General features: G+C 57.3%; 12 protein-coding genes. 6 read left to right on the forward strand and 6 right to left on the reverse strand.

What is annotated here, in order from left to right:
- Positions 1–54: 54 nt before the first annotated feature.
- The 3 genes from kdpB to kdpF are packed head-to-tail and all read right to left on the reverse strand — an operon-like array spanning position 55 to position 3,915.
- The gene (gene kdpB, locus BXA01_RS07560; RefSeq protein WP_076563742.1) at positions 55–2,112 is read right to left on the reverse strand and encodes a potassium-transporting ATPase subunit KdpB; all 2,058 of its coding nucleotides are present in this window, start codon (positions 2,110–2,112) and stop codon (positions 55–57) included.
- Positions 2,113–2,122: 10 nt separating this feature from the next.
- Positions 2,123–3,817: a potassium-transporting ATPase subunit KdpA gene (gene kdpA, locus BXA01_RS07565; protein WP_076563743.1), complete on the reverse strand. Its 1,695-nt coding sequence runs from the start codon at positions 3,815–3,817 to the stop codon at positions 2,123–2,125.
- Between the two features lie 8 nt (positions 3,818–3,825).
- Entirely contained in the window at positions 3,826–3,915 is a 90-nt protein-coding gene (gene kdpF, locus BXA01_RS07570; RefSeq protein WP_007899818.1) for a K(+)-transporting ATPase subunit F, read from the reverse strand.
- Between the two features lie 423 nt (positions 3,916–4,338).
- Here kdpF and eat point away from each other — a divergent pair, with 423 nt between their 5' ends.
- From eat to BXA01_RS07585, 3 genes are all read left to right on the forward strand, one after another.
- Complete coding sequence (gene eat, locus BXA01_RS07575; RefSeq protein WP_016770900.1) at positions 4,339–5,703, forward strand: ethanolamine permease; 1,365 nt, start codon at positions 4,339–4,341, stop codon at positions 5,701–5,703.
- A gap of 129 nt (positions 5,704–5,832) precedes the next feature.
- Positions 5,833–6,000: a DUF2897 family protein gene (locus BXA01_RS07580; RefSeq protein ID WP_016770901.1), complete on the forward strand. Its 168-nt coding sequence runs from the start codon at positions 5,833–5,835 to the stop codon at positions 5,998–6,000.
- 137 nt (positions 6,001–6,137) lie between these two features.
- Positions 6,138–6,695, forward strand: a complete 558-nt coding sequence (locus BXA01_RS07585) for a TetR/AcrR family transcriptional regulator (protein ID WP_041478311.1) — start codon at positions 6,138–6,140, stop codon at positions 6,693–6,695.
- On the opposite strand, the gene fabF is transcribed toward BXA01_RS07585, so the two are convergent.
- The 3 genes from fabF to BXA01_RS07600 form a co-directional block, all read right to left on the reverse strand.
- Positions 6,692–7,966, reverse strand: coding sequence for a beta-ketoacyl-ACP synthase II (gene fabF, locus BXA01_RS07590; RefSeq protein ID WP_076563744.1), 1,275 nt, complete (start codon positions 7,964–7,966; stop codon positions 6,692–6,694). The genes BXA01_RS07585 and fabF overlap by 4 nt on opposite strands.
- 205 nt (positions 7,967–8,171) lie before the next feature.
- Entirely contained in the window at positions 8,172–8,507 is a 336-nt protein-coding gene (locus BXA01_RS07595; protein ID WP_076563745.1) for a ComEA family DNA-binding protein, read from the reverse strand.
- A gap of 110 nt (positions 8,508–8,617) precedes the next feature.
- Complete coding sequence (locus BXA01_RS07600; RefSeq protein ID WP_076567685.1) at positions 8,618–10,612, reverse strand: polysaccharide biosynthesis protein; 1,995 nt, start codon at positions 10,610–10,612, stop codon at positions 8,618–8,620.
- Positions 10,613–11,008: 396 nt separating this feature from the next.
- Between BXA01_RS07600 and BXA01_RS07605 the strand changes: the two genes are divergently transcribed.
- The 3 genes from BXA01_RS07605 (at position 11,009) to BXA01_RS07615 (ending at position 14,900) form a co-directional block, all read left to right on the forward strand.
- The gene (locus tag BXA01_RS07605; RefSeq protein ID WP_076563746.1) at positions 11,009–11,983 is read left to right on the forward strand and encodes a glycosyltransferase family 2 protein; all 975 of its coding nucleotides are present in this window, start codon (positions 11,009–11,011) and stop codon (positions 11,981–11,983) included.
- A gap of 762 nt (positions 11,984–12,745) precedes the next feature.
- Positions 12,746–13,567 (forward strand): ABC transporter permease, encoded by an 822-nt coding sequence (locus BXA01_RS07610; protein ID WP_076563747.1) that lies wholly within the window; start codon positions 12,746–12,748, stop codon positions 13,565–13,567.
- On the forward strand, positions 13,557–14,900 hold the full coding sequence (locus BXA01_RS07615; RefSeq protein WP_076563748.1) for an ABC transporter ATP-binding protein: 1,344 nt from the start codon (positions 13,557–13,559) through the stop codon (positions 14,898–14,900). The genes BXA01_RS07610 and BXA01_RS07615 overlap by 11 nt, the downstream gene beginning before the upstream one ends.
- Positions 14,901–15,005 lie beyond the last annotated feature (105 nt).

Raw genomic sequence — 15,005 nt, forward strand, 5'->3', positions numbered from 1 at the left:
CGCTCCCACAGGGGAATGCAGTTTCAGGTGGGAGCGAGCCTGCTCGCGAAAGCGTTACACCAGATGCAACGCCGTAAGCAGCATGTCGATCACCTTGATCCCCACGAACGGCACGACAATCCCGCCGACGCCATAGATCAGCAGATTGCGCCGCAGCAACGCCGCCGCACTCGCCGCCTGCACGCGCACGCCGCGCAAAGCCAGTGGAATCAGCACAACGATGATCAGCGCGTTGAACACGATCGCCGAGAGAATCGCGCTCTGCGGACTGCTCAGATGCATGATGTTCAGCACGCCCAGCTGCGGGTAAATCGAGGCGAACAGCGCCGGCAGAATCGCGAAGTATTTGGCGATGTCGTTGGCGATGGAAAAGGTCGTCAGCGCGCCACGGGTCACCAGCAATTCCTTGCCGATCTGCACCACGTCGAGCAGCTTGGTCGGGTCGCTATCGAGATCGACCATGTTCGCCGCTTCGCGTGCTGCTTGTGTGCCATCGTTCATGGCCATGCCGACGTCGGCCTGAGCCAGCGCCGGGGCGTCGTTGGCGCCGTCGCCGCACATGGCGACCAGGCGACCGTCGTTCTGCTCGTGACGGATCCGCGCGAGTTTTTTCTCCGGCGTGGCTTCGGCGAGCACATCATCGACGCCTGCTTCAGCGGCGATCGCAGCAGCGGTCAGCGGGTTGTCGCCGGTGACCATCACCGTGCGAATCCCCAGTTTGCGCAGCTCGGCGAAACGCTCGCGGATGCCTGGTTTGACCACGTCCTTGAGATGGATCGCGCCAAGCAACTTACCGTCTGCACAGACCAGCAACGGCGTGCCGCCACTCTGCGCAATCTTGTCGATTTCCCGCGCCAGCGCCGGGGCCAGATCGCTACGTTGCTGCCCGAGAAACGCCAGCAGCGAATCCACCGCGCCTTTGCGATACACGCGGCCCTGATAATCGACGCCGGACAAACGGGTTTCCGCGCTGAACGGCACGGCGGTCAGGGTTTCCGGGCCCGGCTCCGGTTGCGGATGCAGGCCACGGAGGAACTCGACGATCGACTTGCCTTCAGCGGTTTCGTCGGCCAGCGAGGCGAACAGCGCGCCTTCTGCCAGCTCACGGCCGGTCACTCCCGGCGCGGCATACACCGCGCTGCAACGACGGTTGCCGAAGGTGATGGTGCCGGTCTTGTCGAGCAACAGCACGTGCACGTCACCCGCCGCCTCCACTGCGCGACCGGATTTGGCGATCACATTCAGGCGCACGAGGCGATCCATCCCGGCGATGCCGATCGCAGACAGCAGACCGCCGATGGTGGTCGGGATCAGCGTGACCAATAACGCCACGAGGAACACCAGCGGCAGGCTGCCATTGGCGAAATGCGCGAACGGTTGCAGGGTGACGACCACCAGCAGAAAGATCAGGGTCAGGCCGATCAGTAGAATATCCAGCGCGACTTCGTTCGGGGTCTTCTGACGCTTGGCGCCTTCGACCAGGGCGATCATGCGGTCGAGGGTCGATTCACCAGGGTTGGTGGTGATCTTCACCAGCAGCCAGTCGGACACCAGCCGCGTGTTGCCGGTGACGGCCGAGCGGTCGCCGCCGGACTCGCGGATCACCGGCGCCGATTCACCGGTAATCGCCGCTTCGTTGACCGCCGCGATGCCTTCGATGACTTCGCCGTCACCGGGGATCATTTCCCCGGCTTCGACACGCACCACGTCGCCCTTGCGCAGATTGGCAGCCGGCACGATCTTGAAGCTGCCATCAGCCTGACGGCAGCGTGCGCTGAGGCCTTCGCTGCCGGCCTTGAGGCTGTCGGCGCGGGCCTTGCCACGACCTTCGGCCAAGGCCTCGGCGAAGTTGGCGAACAGCACGGTGAACCACAGCCACAGAGCGATTTGTGCGGCGACGAAGGTCGGCACATCAGCGTCCGGAATGAAGCACAGCACGGTGGTGAAAATCGCCGTCAGTTCGACCACCAGCATCACTGGCGAACGCGCCAGCTGCCGTGGGTCGAGCTTGACGAAGGCTTGCACCAGCGCCGGGCGCCACAGGGCCGAGATCGCAGTTTTGGCTTGTTCCGGCGCTTTGACGGCGGCGGGTTTGATTGCAGGCATATTCATGATGGATTCCTTAGAAGCCCATACTTAAATGTTCGGCGATAGGACCGAGCGCCAGCGTCGGCAAGAACGTCAGGCCGCCCACCAGCAAAATGGTCACGGTCAACAGGGTCACGAACAGCGGGCCGTGAGTCGGAAAGCTGTTCTGGCCGACCGGTGCGCTTTTCTTCATCGCCAGGCTACCGGCCAGTGCCAGCACCGGCAGGATGTAGCCGAAGCGGCCGATCAACATGCCCAGACCGAGCATCAGGTTGTGGAACGGCGTGTTCGCGCCCAGGCCACCAAATGCCGAACCGTTGTTGGCGCTCGCCGAGGTGTAGGCATAGAGCAACTGACTGAAACCATGCGCGCCGGGGTTGCTGATGGTTGCCGCAGCGCTGGGAACCGTGGCGGCAATCGCGCCGAGCACCAGCACGCCGACGGGCATCACCAGCAGCGTTACCACCAGCAATTGCACCTCACGCGCTTGAAGCTTCTTGCCGAGGTATTCCGGTGTCCGACCGATCATCAGACCGGCGAGGAACACCGCGATCAGCACGTTGAGCAACATGCCGTAGAGCCCGGCGCCGACACCGCCGAAGATCACTTCGCCGACCATCATGTTGACCAGCGCGACCATGCCGCTCAGCGGGTTGAGGCTATCGTGCATGCCGTTCACCGAGCCGTTCGACGCCGCCGTGGTAGTCGCCGACCACAGCACCGTCGCGGTAGTACCGAAGCGCGCTTCCTTGCCTTCCAGCGGCGCAGTCTGCTCGACAGCGGCGTTGTTCAGGGTCGGATTCGGCTGATACTCGGCCCACAACGATGTCGCACCGCCGATCAGGAACAACGCCAGCATGCAGGCGATGATCGCGCGGCTCTGGCGCAGATCCTTGACGTAATGGCCGAAGGTGAACACCAGCGCCACCGGGATCAGGATGATCGAAGCGACTTCGAACAGGTTGCTCCACGCGGTCGGGTTCTCGAACGGATGCGCCGAGTTGACCCCGAAGAAACCACCACCGTTGGTGCCCAGCTGCTTGATCGCAATCTGGCTGGCGGCCGGGCCGAGCGGGATTACCTGATCGACGCCTTGCAGGGTCACGGCATTTACATACTGCGCGAAGGTCTGCGGCACGCCCTGCCAGACCAGATAGAGCGCCAGCAGCAGGCATAGCGGCAGCAGGCCATAGAGGGTGGCGCGGGTCATGTCGACCCAGAAGTTGCCAAGAGTCTGCGCCGACTTACGGCCGATGCCACGGCACAGCGCGACCAGCACGGCGAGGCCGGTGGCGGCGCTGACGAAGTTCTGCACGGTGAGACCGACCATCTGGCTCAGATAGCTGAGGGTCGCTTCGCCGCTGTAGGACTGCCAGTTGGTGTTGGTCATGAAACTGACCGCGGTGTTGAACGCCTGGGTCCATTCCTGGCCGGGCAGATTTTGCGGGTTCAGCGGCAGGTGATCCTGGAACAGCAGAATCGCAAACAGCAGCAGAAAACCGGCAAGGTTGAACGCCAGCAGCGCCAGCGTGTACTTCTGCCAGCTCTGCTCCGCCTGCGCATCGACCCCGGCAAGGCGATAGCAACCGCGCTCGACCCGGCCGAGAATCGGCGTCAGCCAGGTGCGCTGGCCCTCCATCACCTTGTAATAGAAGCGCCCAAGGAACGGCGCCGGCAGCAGGACCAGCGCAAAAAACCCGAGGATCAGCCAATAGTCATAACTGTGCATAGCCGCTCCTAGTTCCGGTCCGCGCGCAACAGCGCAACCAACAGATAAATGAACAGCCCCACTGCCAACAGCAGTGACACCCCGTCCAGAACGCTCATGGAAGATCTCCGTGTAACGGCGTATTGCCGCGTGTGCAGCGATTGTCGGGAAGGAGGCTGTAAAGGAACGAGAGCGAGGCCCGGCGTGGGTCATAAAGAAAGCGTAAAGAGTGGGTTTATGCGGGCGTTACAGCAGGTTTTTGCAGCGTCAGGTCGGGCCTCATCGCGGGCAAGCCCGACTCCCCCAGGTTATGCGGTGGAATCAAATTCAGCGGACGACGCAGAAACCTGTGGGAGCGGGCTTGCCCGCGAAGGCGGCATAACAGACTCCGCTGCTCCCAACTGGCGCACAAAACCCGCACATCCAGCGCCAATCATCCCCGCTGCGACAGCTTTGGACTCATTACGACTTGTTTCAGCGTAATGGCACGCCCACTGCACACGCCCTCCCCCGAGCTTTCCAATCCTTCAGGGAGCAAGCGCATGAACACACAACTCAAACCCACGCTGGGCACGTTGCACCTGTGGGGCATTGCCGTGGGGCTGGTGATTTCCGGGGAATATTTCGGCTGGAGTTACGGCTGGGGCGTGGCCGGTACGCTGGGTTTTCTGGTGACTTCATTCATGGTCGCGACCATGTACACCTGCTTCATCTTCAGTTTCACCGAACTGACCACCGCGATTCCCCATGCCGGCGGGCCGTTTGCCTACAGCCGCCGCGCGTTTGGCGAAAAAGGCGGATTGATCGCCGGACTGGCCACGCTGATCGAATTCGTCTTCGCCCCGCCAGCGATTGCTTTGGCGATTGGCGCGTATCTCAATGTGCAATTTCCGGCGCTCGACCCGAAACACGCGGCGGTTGGCGCCTACATCGTGTTCATGGGCCTGAACATTCTCGGGGTGAAACTGGCCGCGACGTTCGAGCTGATCGTCTGCGTGCTGGCGGTGGCTGAGTTGCTGGTGTTCATGGGCGTGGTCGCACCGGCGTTCAGCTTCAGCAACTTCGCGCTGAATGGCTGGGCCGGTTCCGACGTCTTCGGCGCGCCGGCGATTGCCGGGATGTTCGCGGCGATTCCGTTTGCGATCTGGTTCTTCCTCGCCATCGAAGGCGCCGCCATGGCTGCCGAAGAAGCCAAGGACCCGAAACGCACGATCCCAAAAGCCTACATCAGCGGCATCCTGACCCTGGTGCTGTTGGCCATGGGCGTGATGTTCTTCGCGGGTGGTGTCGGCGACTGGCGCACCTTATCCAACATCAACGACCCACTGCCGCAAGCGATGAAAACCGTGGTCGGTGACAACTCCGGCTGGCTGCACATGCTGGTGTGGATCGGCCTGTTCGGCCTGGTCGCCAGTTTCCACGGCATCATCCTCGGCTACTCACGCCAATTCTTCGCCCTCGCCCGCGCCGGTTACCTGCCCGCCTCATTGGCAAAACTGTCGCGCTTCCAGACCCCGCACCGCGCAATCATCGCTGGCGGCCTTATCGGCATCGCGGCAATCTACAGCGACGGCCTGATCAACCTCGGCGGCATGACACTCACCGCAGCGATGATCACCATGGCCGTGTTCGGCGCGATCGTGATGTACATCATGAGCATGCTCAGCCTGTTCAAACTGCGTAAATCGGAACCGAATCTGGAACGTACTTTCCGCGCGCCGTGCTATCCGCTGGTTCCGCTGATCGCGCTGGTGCTGGCGGTGGTTTGCCTGGTGGCGATGGCGTGGTTCAACACACTGATCGGGCTGATTTTCCTCGGTTTCATGGCGGTGGGGTTCTGCTACTTCATGCTCACCGGGCAACTGCGCGCCGATGCGCCGGCGGATGCCATGTTGACCGGTCTGTAACACGGTTCAGGTATGCCGGGCATAAGCGGCCTAGAATGGAACCACTGCGAAGTCGTTTCGCTCAAAGGTGGTATGCAGCATCGCACGGCGAAGTCCTCGCCCGTCGAGCTGCCATTAAGGAGAGCCGTTATGCCCTGGTATGCCTGGTTGATTCTGGTCGTTGCGATCGGCTCGATTGTCGGCGGATTGATGATGTTGCGCGACACCGCCAACAAGGTCGAACTGACCGATGAAGAACGCAAGCGCGTTGCACAGCGCAATGCCGAAGCGGATGCCAAGGATGCACAAGACCGCTGATACCAACCCCGCCGCAATGGCGGGGTTTGTTTTTTCAGCACAATCGGACTTACCCGCAGGCTGTTTAGATTTTAGAAGTACAGTCACCATTTAATCTTCCGTGGTTAAGATGGCAGCATCGTCGCGGAGAGCTCCACATGCGTTACTCGCCAGATCACAAAGCCCAGACCCATCAACGCATCATCAAGGAGGCTTCCGCCCGATTTCGCAAGGACGGTATCGGCGGCACCGGCCTGCAGCCTTTGATGAAAGCCCTGGGCTTGACCCATGGCGGTTTCTACTCGCACTTCAAATCCAAGGAAGAGCTGGTCGAAAAAGCCCTGCAAGAGGCCGGCGAGCAAGTCGCGGGCCTGTGCGAAGAAATCTTCGCGCAGGAAAACCCTCTGCAAGTGTTCATCGACACCTACCTGTCAGAGTGGCATCAGACCTCGCCCGACGAAGGCTGCCCGCTGCTGACCATTTCCTCCGAGCTGGGCCTGCGTGGCCAGCCAAGCCCCACCAGCGACGAAGTCCTCAATGCTCGCCTCGAACAAATTCAAGGCACGCTCGAAGGCGAGAACAGCGCAGATCGCAGCATTGTCATCATGGCGACCCTGGCCGGCGCTCTTCTGCTGTCACGCAGCGTCGCGGATGCCGACTTCGCCCAGCGCATCCTCGACGTCACCCGCGAGCACCTCAAGCAATCGAGCGATTAACCTTCCCAGCGCTTGAACAACACGCTCGCATTGACCCCGCCAAAACCGAAGCCGTTGGACAAGGCATATTTGATCGCCATCGACCGCGCCTGACCATGGACGATGTCCACCCCTTCGCTCGCCGGATCCGGGTTGTCAAAGTTGAGCGTTGGTGGCACCACCTGATCCCGAATCGCCAGGAGCGTGAAAATCGCCTCCAGCCCGCCGGCCGCGCCGAGCAAATGACCGGTAGCAGATTTGGTCGACGTTACGGCGATCTGGTTCTGCGTGCCAAACAACGCCTTGATCGCCGCCAACTCGCCGAGATCGCCGACCGGCGTCGACGTCGCATGTGCGTTGAGATGCTGCACCTGCTCCGGCGTTACACCGCCCTGAGCCAGTGCCAATTGCATCGCCCGGCGAGCGCCGCTGCCGTCTTCTGGCCCGGCGGTCAGGTGATAGGCATCGGCTGTCGTGCCGTAGCCGACCAGTTCGGCCAACGGCGTCGCACCCCGTGCGAGCGCATGCTCAAGCGATTCGATCACCAACAAACCAGCGCCCTCGCCCATCACGAAACCATCGCGCCCACTGTCGAAAGGACGTGAGGCTTTCTCAGGGGTGTCGTTGTAACCGCTGGACAGCGCCCGCGCCGCCGCGAAACCGGCGAGACTGACGCGATCGATCGAAGCTTCAGCACCGCCACATACTGCGATGTCCGCCTCACCTGCTCGGATCAACCGCGCTGCATCGCCGATCGCCTGAACCCCGGCGGCACATGCGGTAACCGGAGCACCCAACGGCCCTTTGAGGCCATGCTGAATCGACACATGACCCGCCGCGAGATTGACCAGAAACGATGGGATGGTGAACGGCGACAAACGCCGGGGGCCGCGGCTGTCGGTGGTACGCACCGCATCGGCAATGGCACCGAAACCACCGACACCCGAGCCGATGATTGTTGCAGTGCGCTCCTGGCTTTCAGCGTCCGCCGGATGCCAGCCGGCCTGCTCCAGCGCCTGCCGCGCCGCTTCCATGGCGAACATGATGAAGCGATCCATCTTCTTCTGTTCCTTGGACGGCGTCGCACGATCCGGATCAAACCCGGCCTCCGCGTCCTCCTCCACCGTCGGCACACTCCCGCCGACCCGGGTTGGCAGATCAGCCACAACCGCATCGGGCAAGTTGCTCAACCCGGAACGACCGGCGAGCAAACGCTGCCAGACAATTTCAACATCACTGCCCAAGGGTGAAACCAGGCCCATGCCCGTGACGACGACTCGACGTTGGTTCATACCGTGGTTACCCCTTATCAATTCAAGATTCGACGTGCATCGGTGTGCGGCGATTCGACTGCTGAATCAGTCCCGAGCGAAATTATTATAGGCATAATCAAGGCGCAATATGATACTCGTAATTTTCAGTATTCAGGCATCCACCCGATCAGCATCCAATAAAAAGGCCGGTCAATGACCGGCCTCTCGGCGTTGAACTGTCAGCTTAGTTCACTTCCAGCTTTTCACGATTGCGATCCAGAATCGCCTTGCCAATCCCCTTCACTTCCAGCAATTCATCCACCGACGCGAACGGCCCGTTTGTATCGCGATACGCAACAATCGCCTGCGCCTTCGCCTCCCCCACACCCGCCAACTCCTTCTGCAACGTCGCCGCATCCGCGCCGTTGAGATCGACCTTGGCGCTTGCCGAAGGCGAAGCCGCATCCATCAGCAACGGCGCTTTTGTTGACTCGGTCGGCGCAACAGGCGCAGCAATCGCAGCGATCGAGGCGCTGGTAAGAAAAGCAAAGATCAGCGAGTAGAAATAACCGGTACGCATAAGTGACGCTCCATTATCGTTTTAGAAAGCAGCTTTTCCCAAGCTGCTCTCCAAACGTAGGTCATGATGGCGGGAAGTCAAAAATGCGAGCGTTACAGAATGTGAAACAATCAGGGCTCGAGGCGACGCTGCTGATGGATCCAGTCAACGATTTCTCCGTCGGGAGTGTAGCCGGAGACAGTTTCACGAAGGAGCTGGCGGACGCGAGTGTAGTCGTCGGCTTCGACGGCCTTAAGGAGTTCGTTCAGTTTTACCTTGAGCAAGTCCCATGGCAAATAGTCTTCCTTGGCAGACATGATCATGGGGTGTGAGGTAGCCGATACGTTGTCACCGATGAGCAGTTCCTCATAGAGCTTTTCACCCGGGCGCAGCCCCGTAAATTCGATGGAGATATCGCCTTGGGGATTACGGTCGGAGCGGATGCTCAACCCAGAAAGGTGAATCATTTTTTCAGCAAGTTCGACAATTTTTACTGGCTCACCCATGTCGAGGACGAATACGTCGCCGCCCTCCCCCATGGAGCCAGCCTGTATAACAAGTTGGGCGGCTTCGGGGATTGTCATGAAGTATCGAGTGATTTTGGGGTGGGTAACGGTCAACGGCCCGCCGGATTTGATTTGGCTATGGAATAGCGGTATGACCGAACCAGACGAACCCAGCACATTGCCGAAACGAACCATGGTGAAGCGGGTTTTATTCACTCGGGAGACTTTCGCACTGTCGTTAAACAGTACAGGAGCGACCTCTCGACTCAGCGCCTGGAGAGTCATCTCCGCCAGACGCTTGGTGCTTCCCATCACGTTAGTCGGGCGAACCGCCTTATCTGTAGAAATCAACACGAAATTCGATACGCCAGATTGCAAAGCCGCTTGGGCAGTATTAAGCGTTCCGAGGGCGTTATTCAGAACGCCTTCAGCAATATTATGCTCAACCATCGGCACATGTTTATAAGCCGCGGCGTGGTAAACGGTATCTACTTTCCAGGTTTTCATTACGTCCAGCAATTTTTCCTGGTGCCGGATCGAACCCAGAATCGGCAGCAGCCTGATAGGCGCCGACTCGCGACTACTTCGCTGTTCCAACTCTGACAGAATGCTGTATAGATTGAACTCGCCGTGTTCAAACAGTAAGAGCGCAGTCGGCCCGAGCGAAAAAATCTGTCGGCATAACTCAGACCCAATAGACCCCCCGGCGCCCGTCACCATCACTGTCTTGCCCTTGATGCAACGCTCCAACAGATCCGGCTGCGCGGGAACAGCATCTCGTCCCAGCAAATCGGCGATATCGACTTCCTGAATATCATCCACCTTGACCCTGCCGCTGGCCAGGTCGGTGAAATTGGGAACGCTACGTATATGAAGCGGATAACCCTCCAGAAAATTGAGAATTTCCCGCCGCCGAGCTCGAGTCGATGAAGGCAGCGCCAAGAGAATTTCCTGTGCGCCGGTGACATCAATCATTTGTTGAATATGTTTGGGTTTATAAACCTGAAGGCCAGCAATGGATCGATCAGCGATACTTGAATCATCGTCGATGAACGCCACCGGCCGCATGACCCGCCCCATACGCAACGCTGCAACCAATTGGTTGCCCGCGACACCTGCACCGTAGATGGCAACCTTGGTCAGGTCATCATCGCGATTGGTGAAAGGTACATGTTTGACGGCGGTGAACCAGTCCCCCATGAAATATTGACGCATGCAAAGGCGAAGGCCGCCAATGATGACGAGACTCAGCCACCAGTAATTGAAAATTATCGAGCGAGGAACCACCGCCTCATGGTTGCTGTACCAATAAACAACCAGAGCCAGGAGCAAGGAGGACAGACTGACGGCCTTGATGATGGCGATCAATGCGTCATTTCCAAAGTAACGCATCACCGCTCGATACATCCCGAAGCGGATGAACAGGGGAACGGCGATCACAGGAGCGCAAGCGAAGAGCCAAAAATGTACTTTAAGCGGGTTGTACATGTCGTCTATGCCCAGACGAACGATAAACGCCAACCATAAAGCGGTCCAGACCAGGAAAATATCGGTAGCCACCTGAAGCAGCCGCTTGCGCCGGCGGGGTAGGTTGACCAGATAAGTCCTGACTTTGTCCATGAATGCCTCGCTCACCTCAAACTTCTCCTTTCCACCGCTGCATTACCGGTCGAGCTCCAAACAGCATACCGCATTGACCTGAGGAATCTGAACGGTTTGGCTCTGAACCCCGCTCAGTGATGTGGAGCGGGATAGCTGATGGGAAGCCAACAAGGGACTCGTCCGAAATCGCGCGACGCGCATTTGTGTGAAGTTCGACCGGCGCAACGGGAAAGTGTTTCACTGAAACAGCGAATACACAGGAACACGTTAACTGCCACAATGGGTAGCTCAGCCTCGGCAAGCGACCGTCTGAAGCGGCTAATGCCGTGTAATACGCGGACAAACGCGATAAGCTACCAAGCCTAGCTGCGATATCAAAGCTTTACTTGCCATCATGGAAAGAGCGTATTACCTGTGCCAAATGACTCCTGCCTTCCTGCCGCCCCGACGATCAAGCCAGTGGTAGATACCGATTGCGTGGCGATTTTGTTGTGCACGTACAACGGAGGGAGCTTTCTCAAGGACCAATTGGACTCGATCGCAGCTCAAAGTCACGAGCAATGGGTTGTGTACGCATCCGACGACGGCTCGACGGATGAGACCCTCGAAACCTTGCAGCGCTACCGTGAGGCGTGGGGCAATGATCGCTTGCTTATCCTGCATGGTCCAAGACGCGGCTTTTCGAGTAATTTTCTGTCCGTGCTGGGTCAGGCGTGCGGTCGTCAGAAATATTATGCTTTCTGCGATCAGGACGATGTCTGGCATCCCACGAAACTGCAACGAGCAGTGGCGTGGTTGAGACACCAGCCTACCGGTATACCCGCCCTTTATTGTGGGCGCACTCGAAATGTCACTGAGACAGGGGAGCTCATCGGACTGTCTCCTTTGTTTCGCAAACCTCCGTGTTTCGAAAACGCACTGATGCAAAATCTGGCAGGCGGCAACACGATGCTGATCAATCAAGCCGCCTGCTCCTTACTGAACATGACTCCGCCGACTGCGCCATTGGTATGTCACGATTGGTGGACCTATCTGTTGATCACCGGCTCTGACGGCAACGTTTATTACGACCCAACGCCCATGCTGGATTATCGTCAGCATTCCCAAAACGTTATCGGCGCGAACACCTCGATCAAAAGTCGCCTGCTTCGAATCAAGCGCATGTTCGAAGGTTCAATGAAAGAATGGAACGATGCCAACATCGCCGCTCTGACGCTAGTTTCCGAGCATCTGAGCGAACGCAACTTGATGACCTTCAAGCGTTTTGAGCGTAACCGTAACGCAACAATTTTCAACAGAGTCAAGATGATGGTTTCGAGCCGTTTTTTTCGTCAGACGTTTATGGGTAATGTAGGCTTGGCTTTGGCGATATTAATCAATAAAATGTAGCCATCAATGTTTATCCATCTTTACGGGGAAGATATTACGTAGTGAGCAAAGAGCCTTTCAGCTCCGCCCTCCAATCACCCCAACCTGGCATTTTTCAAACTACTGCCAATCAAAACACGCCGATATAATTACAGCATCTCATAAATGAGAGCACTAGCAGAAGTCTTGTGATCGACACTAATCATGGAAAGCCAAGCTTATTTCGCGCACCCTTCAAATATCAAGACGGCTTGCCTGAACGCAATAATATTTTGGGCAAAACTGGACCCAGCGTATTGCAAAAGCCGTTAATGGTACCGGCCAGTTGCCCACCGGCGGTTTCAGGACGTCTTCCGCTCCTGTGATGGCCGCAAGACAGCCGTGCGTAATCTCAGCCATTTCATCCTTGCAACGCCTGAAACACAGCAGCATAAGCAATGATCGCTAGCCCTGAAACACGATGTCCTGTTAATCTTGAGCGGCTATGGTCTGGGAATATTCCCTCGAATAAAGTTAGCTTCTGCCACGGACCTACTGTGGCGGCCGCCACCCGAAGCGGCTCAAGGCTCTTACGCATCAGCTATATTGAAGAGACAACTCGAAAATGTCGTATCTGTCACCCTCCAAGCCGCCACATTCGAAGCTTATCCAAGCGGCGGGATGCATAATGCGCGGCCCGACGCTGACTTCGATGAGTGGTCCAGCCCGTCAAACCACTCAAATAACTGCCACTCCCTCCTATTCTCATCCCGGCGAGCACTCACTTGTCGAGGTGTTGGGTTAATGCGTATCTTCCCAGCAACACCAATGGAAATGGCGGCAAGCCTTTGGCGAAATCGAGCGCTCATTCACGCCTCTGCCAAACGCGAGGTACTCGGCCGGTATCGCGGTTCAATGCTCGGCTTGCTGTGGTCGTTCTTCAATCCGCTGCTGATGCTCGTTGTATACACGTTTGTATTTAGCGTGGTCTTCAAGGCCCGCTGGGGCACCAGCGGCGAAGGTTCAAAGATTGAGTTCGCCCTGGTGCTGTTTGCCGGGCTGATCGTCTTCAACTTATTCGCCGAATGTGTGAACCGGGCCCCCTCTTTGATCCTGGCCAATGCTAACTACGTTAAAAAAGTAGTATATCCACTGGAAATACTTCCCTTTGTAGGGTTGCTGGCGGCTTTTTATCACGCCGCAATCAGCGTGTCAGTGTGGCTTGTCGCCTACACCCTGCTTATCGGCACCCCCATGATCACGACACTGTACTTGCCCTTGGTCCTGATCCCCTTCGCACTTTTTATCATGGGCCTGTGCTGGACACTGGCATCGCTGGGAGTATTCCTGCGTGACGTGTCCCAACTGATCTCAGTAGTAACATCTGTCCTGATGTTTTTGAGCCCGATCTTCTATCCAGCCAGTGCCTTGCCAGAGGAATATCAACACATTCTTTATTACAATCCGCTCGTACCCGTGATTGAAATGATCAGGGACATCCTCTATTGGGGCAAATCTCCCGACCTGAGCGCATTGGCAATTTATAGCCTGGGTGCGGCGTTTGTAGCCTGGCTCGGTTTTGCCCTGTTTCAGAAGACGAGAAAGGGGTTCGCCGATGTCCTCTGAAATCGCTATCAAGATAGAAGGTCTGAGCAAATGCTACGAGATCTATAACACGCCACGTGATCGCCTGAAGCAGTTCATTTTGCCAAAATTGCAGAACGCTTTAGGCATGCAGGCTCAGCAGTATTACCGCGAATTCTGGGCCTTAAGGGATATTTCCTTCGAAATCAAACGAGGCGAGACGGTCGGCATTATCGGTCGTAATGGCGGTGGCAAGTCGACACTCTTGCAGCTTATCTGCGGCACCCTCAACCCAACCGGCGGATCAATCGAGACTAACGGACGCATTGCGGCGTTGCTTGAACTGGGCTCCGGCTTCAATCCAGAGTTCACGGGGCGGGAAAACGTCTATCTAAGTTGTGCCCTGCTTGGGCTCACCAAAGAACAGACCGACGCGCGCTTTGATGATGTGGCCAGCTTCGCCGATATCGGTGCTTTCATTGAACAACCGGTCAAGACGTATTCGAGCGGAATGTTCGTGCGCCTCGCCTTTGCAGTAAATATCGTATCCCAGCCCGACATCATGATTGTGGATGAGGCATTAGCCGTCGGCGATATGAGTTTCCAGGCAAAGTGCATGACTGCCCTTCGTCGCATTCAAGATAATGGTGCAACAGTACTGTTTGTCAGTCATGACATCGGCAGTATTCGCAGCCTGTGTTCCCAGGCAGCGTATCTTGAACAAGGCAGACTCAAGGGTTTTGGCAAAGCAAGTACTCTCACGGAAGACTATATTCGTGTCACCCGTGAAGAGATGAACAATGAAGTACTCAAATATTTACCGCAAATAAAAAATCCGAAGGCCGATCAGACCGAAGTTCTATCGGGCTCTGCCACCACTCACGGGTTTAAAGAGTCGCAGGAATTTGATCGTCGCGCTGCTGGCTTCCGATATGGCAAAGGGGGCGTGCGAATTGCCTTCGCAGAGTTGATAGACGCCTCTGGCGAGCCTGTGGTGGCCGCTGAATTCAACCAGAAAGTAACTGTCAGAGTCTATATCGAAGCTCAAGAGCATACGGATTGCTCAGTCAATTACTACATTCAGGATGACAAGAAGATTCAAATTCTTGGTGCTGGATTCAGAACGGCTGGATTTCCACTTCTGGAATGCGTAGCGGGCGGGCGGTACATTATTTCCTATACCACCCTGCTGCCTTTGCAAGAGGGCAATTACAGCATCCAGATTCAAATCTCAAAACCGGTGGTTCTGGAGCAAAGTGCCGAGTTTCTTGATGTCATTGATGACGCGATCGTTTTTAATGTTCAGAGACGCGCCGGCGGACGTATTTGGGCCAAGGCTTATGTGGAAAACACTATCGAGGTGCAGAATCTATGAGCATTTCCACACTGAAAGTTACCGTTTGCCTTCACCTGTCAAATGGCTCCAAATGGCGTTCAGCTCAGCGCGCATGCCTGGCTGAGCCGGATGCTCCGACGCATC

Origin of the sequence: Pseudomonas sp. B10 (assembly GCF_900156235.1) — a bacterium.
Classification (GTDB): Bacteria; Pseudomonadota; Gammaproteobacteria; order Pseudomonadales; family Pseudomonadaceae; genus Aquipseudomonas; species Aquipseudomonas siliginis.

What these genes read in the sequence shown, in the direction of transcription:
- kdpB (WP_076563742.1), bottom strand. Translation starts at nt 2,112, where the DNA reads ATGAATATGCCTGCAATCAAACCCGCCGCCGTCAAAGCGCCGGAACAA.
- kdpA (WP_076563743.1), bottom strand. Translation starts at nt 3,817, where the DNA reads ATGCACAGTTATGACTATTGGCTGATCCTCGGGTTTTTTGCGCTGGTC.
- kdpF (WP_007899818.1), bottom strand. Translation starts at nt 3,915, where the DNA reads ATGAGCGTTCTGGACGGGGTGTCACTGCTGTTGGCAGTGGGGCTGTTC.
- eat (WP_016770900.1), top strand. Translation starts at nt 4,339, where the DNA reads ATGAACACACAACTCAAACCCACGCTGGGCACGTTGCACCTGTGGGGC.
- BXA01_RS07580 (WP_016770901.1), top strand. Translation starts at nt 5,833, where the DNA reads ATGCCCTGGTATGCCTGGTTGATTCTGGTCGTTGCGATCGGCTCGATT.
- BXA01_RS07585 (WP_041478311.1), top strand. Translation starts at nt 6,138, where the DNA reads ATGCGTTACTCGCCAGATCACAAAGCCCAGACCCATCAACGCATCATC.
- fabF (WP_076563744.1), bottom strand. Translation starts at nt 7,966, where the DNA reads ATGAACCAACGTCGAGTCGTCGTCACGGGCATGGGCCTGGTTTCACCC.
- BXA01_RS07595 (WP_076563745.1), bottom strand. Translation starts at nt 8,507, where the DNA reads ATGCGTACCGGTTATTTCTACTCGCTGATCTTTGCTTTTCTTACCAGC.
- BXA01_RS07600 (WP_076567685.1), bottom strand. Translation starts at nt 10,612, where the DNA reads ATGGACAAAGTCAGGACTTATCTGGTCAACCTACCCCGCCGGCGCAAG.
- BXA01_RS07610 (WP_076563747.1), top strand. Translation starts at nt 12,746, where the DNA reads ATGCGTATCTTCCCAGCAACACCAATGGAAATGGCGGCAAGCCTTTGG.
- BXA01_RS07615 (WP_076563748.1), top strand. Translation starts at nt 13,557, where the DNA reads ATGTCCTCTGAAATCGCTATCAAGATAGAAGGTCTGAGCAAATGCTAC.